This is a genomic window from Natrialba sp. SSL1 (genome assembly GCF_001861355.1).
In the GTDB taxonomy this organism is placed as follows: domain Archaea; phylum Halobacteriota; class Halobacteria; order Halobacteriales; family Natrialbaceae; genus Natrialba.
Genome location: NZ_MASN01000051.1, coordinates 26,001 through 32,000 on the forward strand (window position 1 = coordinate 26,001; position 6,000 = coordinate 32,000).

General features: G+C 61.0%; 9 protein-coding genes. 5 read left to right on the forward strand and 4 right to left on the reverse strand.

The annotated features are described in order from the left end of the window. Positions 1-59 precede the first annotated feature (59 nt). Positions 60-461 carry a hypothetical protein gene (locus tag BBD46_RS17230; protein ID WP_253184597.1) on the forward strand — a complete coding sequence of 134 codons (402 nt, stop codon included), beginning with the start codon at positions 60-62 and terminating at the stop codon, positions 459-461. Positions 462-501: 40 nt separating this feature from the next. Here BBD46_RS17230 and BBD46_RS17235 read toward each other — a convergent pair whose 3' ends face one another. Further along, positions 502-951 (reverse strand): universal stress protein, encoded by a 450-nt coding sequence (locus BBD46_RS17235; protein ID WP_071402918.1) that lies wholly within the window; start codon positions 949-951, stop codon positions 502-504. Between the two features lie 173 nt (positions 952-1,124). Here BBD46_RS17235 and BBD46_RS17240 point away from each other — a divergent pair, with 173 nt between their 5' ends. The 3 genes from BBD46_RS17240 (at position 1,125) to BBD46_RS17250 (ending at position 2,923) form a co-directional block, all read left to right on the forward strand. Beyond that, on the forward strand, positions 1,125-1,580 hold the full coding sequence (locus BBD46_RS17240; RefSeq protein ID WP_071402919.1) for a universal stress protein: 456 nt from the start codon (positions 1,125-1,127) through the stop codon (positions 1,578-1,580). Between the two features lie 61 nt (positions 1,581-1,641). Beyond that, entirely contained in the window at positions 1,642-2,058 is a 417-nt protein-coding gene (locus BBD46_RS17245; RefSeq protein WP_071402920.1) for a universal stress protein, read from the forward strand. Positions 2,059-2,182: 124 nt separating this feature from the next. Further along, positions 2,183-2,923, forward strand: coding sequence for a class I SAM-dependent methyltransferase (locus tag BBD46_RS17250; RefSeq protein ID WP_071402921.1), 741 nt, complete (start codon positions 2,183-2,185; stop codon positions 2,921-2,923). Between the two features lie 78 nt (positions 2,924-3,001). On the opposite strand, the gene BBD46_RS17255 is transcribed toward BBD46_RS17250, so the two are convergent. The 3 genes from BBD46_RS17255 to BBD46_RS17265 all read right to left on the reverse strand — a co-directional run bounded on the left by BBD46_RS17255 (position 3,002) and on the right by BBD46_RS17265 (position 5,204). Further along, positions 3,002-3,649 (reverse strand): helix-turn-helix domain-containing protein, encoded by a 648-nt coding sequence (locus BBD46_RS17255; RefSeq protein WP_071402922.1) that lies wholly within the window; start codon positions 3,647-3,649, stop codon positions 3,002-3,004. A gap of 53 nt (positions 3,650-3,702) precedes the next feature. Further along, positions 3,703-4,152 (reverse strand): pyridoxamine 5'-phosphate oxidase family protein, encoded by a 450-nt coding sequence (locus tag BBD46_RS17260; RefSeq protein ID WP_071402923.1) that lies wholly within the window; start codon positions 4,150-4,152, stop codon positions 3,703-3,705. A gap of 80 nt (positions 4,153-4,232) precedes the next feature. After that, positions 4,233-5,204, reverse strand: coding sequence for a deoxyhypusine synthase (locus BBD46_RS17265; RefSeq protein ID WP_071402924.1), 972 nt, complete (start codon positions 5,202-5,204; stop codon positions 4,233-4,235). A gap of 115 nt (positions 5,205-5,319) precedes the next feature. On the opposite strand from BBD46_RS17265, the gene BBD46_RS17270 reads away from it, so the two are divergent. Next, the gene (locus BBD46_RS17270) at positions 5,320-5,634 is read left to right on the forward strand and encodes a hypothetical protein (RefSeq protein WP_071402925.1); all 315 of its coding nucleotides are present in this window, start codon (positions 5,320-5,322) and stop codon (positions 5,632-5,634) included. Positions 5,635-6,000 lie beyond the last annotated feature (366 nt).

The following is a 6,000-nucleotide window of genomic DNA, read 5'->3' on the forward strand; positions in this document are numbered from 1 at the left end:
TCACAACTGTGGATCTTCGGGAGGCAATGCCTGGGGAACCCCGTCCTCGCAGACACGTTTTGATTGCAGCAGTCGCCCTCCCGCTTTTCGCATCGGTCCTGTTCCTACTCGAGTACGACCAGGGTCTTGGCGGTCTCCTGGTTTTTGTATCGGTACTTCTCGCCTGCTACGCCGGGTGGTCTCGAGCGGGTGCAGTTTCGGGGGGAGTGGTCGTTTTTGGTAGCATCCTGTGGCTGTTCGTGTTTCCACCGGCTATTGGCTACCTGCGCGGGTCGATGGTCACTCGATACACTCCGCCGAGAGCGTTAGGATACAAACTCGACCCGCGCGGCGAACTCGTCGAGGAGCTCACCAACGGACCGGTGGCGGCTCTCATTGGTGCCGTTCTCTTCGGTGGATTGGCCTCCCTTATGGGTGTGGCCGTTCGAGACGCGATCCAGCAGTGGCGGGCAGATACCTAGTCGGCCGTCCCGTTCGTCCGCCAATCACTGACCGCCTCGTTCACCCTTCGTGTCCAACCCGCTCATCACCAACGACGAGTACGTCCGTCGAGCTGTGGCGCGTCACCCCGTCCGTGACGCTTCCGAGCATCATTCGCCCGATTCCACCACGTCCACGCGTTCCCATGACGATGAGATCCGCGTCGATCTCGCCTGCGTACTCCAGAATCTCGTGTACCGGCGTCCCCGTTCGAACCGCCGTCGTCACTTCGATTCCACGTTCGGTCGCCGTCGACTCGAGTTCGGTGACGAACGACTCCGCTCGCTCGGTTAGCGTTTCGGCCGCGTTCGACCCCTCGCCGGGGAAGCGAACCGAGCCAAGCGGTCCGAGTTCGACGACACAGACGATTGCGACGGGACACTCGAGTGTCGCCGCGAGATCGAAGGCCGTCTCGGCGGCGTCGGTCGCGAACTCGCTGCCGTCGGTCGGGACGAGGATGTGGTCGTACATAGGCTCACTTCTCGGCAGAACAGCATAAACACGGGTGCTGCCGAACACGAGGTCGCTCGACTGTGTGAAGGTGGTGGAAGTCGTAGTGGTAGTTGTAGCCGCCCGGCATACACTATAGCGAGACGGGAATCCCCACAACGACTTTTTCACTGGTTCCCGTCACTGTACTCACGATGTACGACCGCCTGCTGCTTCCGACTGACATGAGTCCCGGCGTCGACCGTGCGATCGCACACGCAATCGATGCGGCCCAGCGATACGACGCCGAACTGCACATCCTCTACGTCGTCGACGCTGACGCGTACAGTTCCTATCCTGGCGATGAGTACGTCCACGAGTTCGAAGGACTCGAGTCGGCACTCGAACAGGCCGGCGAGAACGCAGTGACGGAAGTTGCCGATGCGGCGGCAACTGCCGACGTCGAGACGGTGACGGAGATCCGACACGGCGTCCCTCACGAGGAAATCCTTACCTACATCGATGCGGCGGACATCGACCTCACGGTCGTTGGGTCGAAGAACCGTTCCGGCGAGTACCGGCAACTGCTGGGCAGTGTCGCAGAACGCGTGGCGACACACGCCGAGCGACCGGTGACAATCGTCAAAACGCCGGTCGAGGACGCATCCTGATGCCCCCTCGCCAGGCCAACAGCGTACGTACATTTTTGCCGTTCGTCGGTGAGATGGCACTATGACTGTTCTCGTCCCAATCGACGACTCGGAACCGGCGATGAAAGCCGTCGAACACGCCGCCGAGACCTACGCTGGTGACACCGTAACGCTCCTGCACGTCATCAACCCCAGAGCCGGCATGTACGGCGATGAGGCGCTGTACGCATACGAGGCGATACTCGAATCGCGACAACAGGCTGCTGCGGACCTGTTCGACCGCGCCAGTGAACTGGCGGCAGCACACGACTGTTCCGTCCAGACGGAGTCGATCATCGGCTTCCCGGCGCGTGAAATCGTCTCCGTCGCAACCGAGGAGGACGTCGACCACATCATCATCGGCAGCCACGGTCGAACCGGCGCGTCACGGGTTCTCCTCGGAAGCGTTGCCGAGCAGGTCGTTCGGCGGGCTCCCTGTCCGGTAACCGTCGTGCGCTGAGAGCAACCAGCCGGCGTTTCGACCGACGTAATACCCTGCAGATCCGGCTCGGCGACAGCGGTCCTTATAAATACGCGATACATTTCGCCAGCAGCTACTCGCACGCTCTCGTCGATACTCGAGTATGGACACTGATTCACGGGACGTTCGGGCACACGGGAACGAGACCGCCGACGGCTCGCGTACCAAGCAGTACACGGCGCACCTCGAACGGAGTCGACGGGTGTGGGATCGCTGGAGCGACTGGTATGGCATGAGTGAGCGCGATTTCGAGCCGATTCGGGAGCGGGCGATCGACCGACTCGATCTCCAGGCCGGTGATCGGGTTCTCGATATTGGTTGCGGGCCCGGCGTGAACTTCGAACACATTCGGTCACAGATCGGCTCTGACGGGGACCTCGTCGCCGTCGACTATAGTCCCGAGATGGCCGATAACGCACGAGACCGTATCGACCGCCACGGCTGGGAGAACGTCGCTGTTCAGCGGGCAGACGCGACGACTGTCGACTTCGACGAACCGTTCGACGCCGCCGTCGCGACACTTTCACTGGGTGTGATGCCGGACGCCCACAGGACGGTCGAGAATATCCACCGACTGCTCGTTCCGGGCGGCCAACTCGCCGTCGTCGACGTCAGACCGACGCCGAGTGGTCCCCTCCGACTGTTGAATCCGCTCATCTGGCGGTTCTTCCGCTGGTACGCGAACTGGAACCCAGCGAACGATGTTCCCGGATCGCTCACTCATACCTTCGAAGAGTGCGAACTCACCGAGACTGCGGTCGGTGGAACTGCTTACACGATGATCTGTCGACGGGCTGGTTCTGGCGTCGAGGCTAGTCACGACGGCTCCGAAACTACTGATTAGTAACAACACCCCACACTGGGGTCAAGTCGAAGCACGCGTCACCGGGTGTTATCGGACGTCACCGGCTGTTATCGGGCACTATCGTGCACTATCAAGCACGTACTCCACCGCGTTCGCCTCCCCCCGACGCAACAACTCCGAGGCCGTCGACACCGCACAGTCGAGTTCGTCGGCAACCGCCTCGATACCGTTTCGCCGCGGGATCTCGTAGAACCCGAGCTCCCGCGCCATCTGCAGCGCCGTCACCTGCCGATCGGAGACGGCCCCACCAGCCATCGTCACACGATTGCTCGCCCACAGGACATCGACCGTGACACCGTCTGAAAGCTCCTCGAGTACACCCGCGAGATCCGCCGGGTGACCAACGACGGTCAACCGAATCGTCCGGTCCGACCGAATTTCGATCGGTGGGACAACGACGACGGTCTCCTGCGAGAGCGCCCCGAGCAACGACAGCCCCTCTGTCCCGAGCTCTCGACGAAGGTAGAGAAAGAAGCCGTCGCTCGTCTGTGTGATATCGTACTCGAGTACGGTGTCAAGCGTCTCGAGAATCGATTCGTAGGCGTCGGGATCGCCGTCGACGAACGAGGTGATCGTCTCGACGCCGTCGGCTGTCTGTCCACCGAGGATTATCTCGCGCTCGATGTCGGGTGCGGAGTAGAACTGTTCGAGAAATGGTGCAGCCGTCTCCTCGTCGTGGCCCAGCGAGACGCGCACGGATTTCATTGCGTGGCTCCACGCTGGCTACCGCAATAAACACCCGATACTATTCGTGACAGTCACGGCTCGGTGACGACTTCCTTGCGGCCCGAAATTCGGTCCGGATCGAGATAGTAGCTCTCGAAGGTCACGTCCTCTCGCGGCTGCTCGAAGATATCTACGTCGGGAAGGTCGATCGACCACATCCCCTGTACGACTGCGGATTCGTAGGGCTCGCCGCTGAGCTCGGCTAGCTGCCCCGTTACAACGACGCTTCGCCACCCCGCTGCTGTCTCGTCGTGAACGACGAACGAGACGCGCCGGTCGACCAGGTCGTGTTTTCTGCTCTCGGGCGTGAACGAGAGCTGAAAGTAGAGGACGGACTCTTCCTCGCTGTAGCCGTACGAGACCGGAATCGAAACCGGCGGCTCGTCTCCGTCGGTTGCAAACGACAGGACACCCGTCCCGCCACGGCCGAGGAACTCGTCTCGCTCGTCGTCGGTCAGTTGGAGCCACCGAATCCCTTGCATAGCGTTGCCTACGCGCTCGAGCAAGAAAATACTCGCAGCCGGTTCGTGGTGTGGCCCCGCTCGCTGCTCGCTGCTCGCTGTTAGTTGAACGCCGCTGCGACCAGCAGCGGGAAGACGAGCGTCGCTTCGGCTTCGATGAGCGTGTAGTTCGTCTCCTCCTCGTCCTTGATCTTGCCCCAGGAGACCGCTTCGTTCGGCGGTGCGCCGGAGAGCGAGCCGTCGCCTTCCATCCCGGTCGAAATGTAGATTGCGTGGTCGGCACCGCCACGGAAAAGGTTCGTCATGATCGCGTGATGTTTCGGCACGCCGCCGCCGACTGCGATGAGACCCGTTTCGTCGGCCAGCATCCCGTCCTCGATCAGGGAGTCGTAATCGTCGAGAATTTCGATGCCGACGTCCGAGTCGTAGCCCTGTCGGTAGTAGTAGAGGAAGTTTCCAACTTCGGCGTCCGTAAGCGCGGGACAGTAGACGGGAACGTCGTTGTCGGCGGCCTGTTTTAGTACCGAATCCTCGTCGTCGAGCGTCTCGCCGAGTTCACGGGCGAACGCCGTCGGCGTCCGAATCTTCTCGTCCGCGAAGAAGTCGTCGAAGAAGTCATAGAGGTACTCTTCGAGCCAGACGTACCGATCCGAGGGAACGTAGATGTTCCCGAGGCGGTTGATTCCGCGCTCGCGCAGTTCCGCTTCGTCTGCGTCCCACTCGCCCATCTTGAACGGCTTTTCCGTCTTGATCACGTCCTCGGTGAGTGAGCCGGACGTGGTGATGATCACGTCGACGTACCCCTTCCGAACGAGCGCGGCGACGACCTCTCGAAGACCGGAGGAGATGATATTCGAGGTGAACGTGAGATAGACCGTCGCGTCGTTCTCCTGCATCTTCTCTGCGATTTCGATTCCTTCAGCGAGCTGTGTCGCCTGAAACCCGGTTGTTGCGTACGTCTCCAGTAGCTCGTCGAAGTCGAACTCGCCACGGAAATCGTACCCGCGCACGTCCGCACTCGTCAACTCATCCTCGCTTCCGGGAACCACGTGATCGCGTGAATTGTCGGTCATATCCCCACAGATGGGCTTGGTCGGTTTGAATCACGCGGCTTTCGCTCGCGGTCTTCGCCCATCCCGTAGCACCCCCACGGCAAACGACTATACGCCCCGCTCGTGTGCCCATTGTATGGTCGAACAGCACTTCCCTGCACTCGAGGGTGAACGCGTCCAGTACAGCGGCGACACCTGGGAGCTGACGGGAGAGATCGACATCAAACAAAACGGCGACCTCATTCACGCCACAGCGCGCACCCCCGACCGCGTTCGCGGGAGTACCAGTCTGCTTGGATTCTCACTCGAGAGCCCACCGGCATCACTCAACCCTGGCAACCCTGGCGAACTTACAGGAGAACTCGAGCAGACCGATGCTGGATACGAACTCGTCGTTCACCGCCCACACGGGACGACGCGGTACAAACTCAACAATCTTCGATCGACGTGAGGCGGACACCTGGGCCGTGTAACTGTGTGAGCGTCGCTCCGTGACAAGTGCTGTGTGGTGGATCCTGAGTGGAATCTGGGTGGTACTCGAGTCGAGTCCCCCGTCGGTGAACGCTGTTTCACCGTATATGTCGGACCAGTCACACCCAGTACTCTCTTCGTTCTCTCAGTTGGCCGTCTATCTTGATCCGTCACAGAGTCTCAATCTCGCCGCCTGTGACCGCGTCACTCGGAGGGACCGAATCCGTGTGCTTAAGTAGTGGACGGCATAACGATCTGATCCCAACAAAGAACTGATGCACCACTCCGCGCAAGCGTGAGTGGGAAGGGTCAATGCAGGCCGGCCGTCTACCGGCGTGCAGATGAG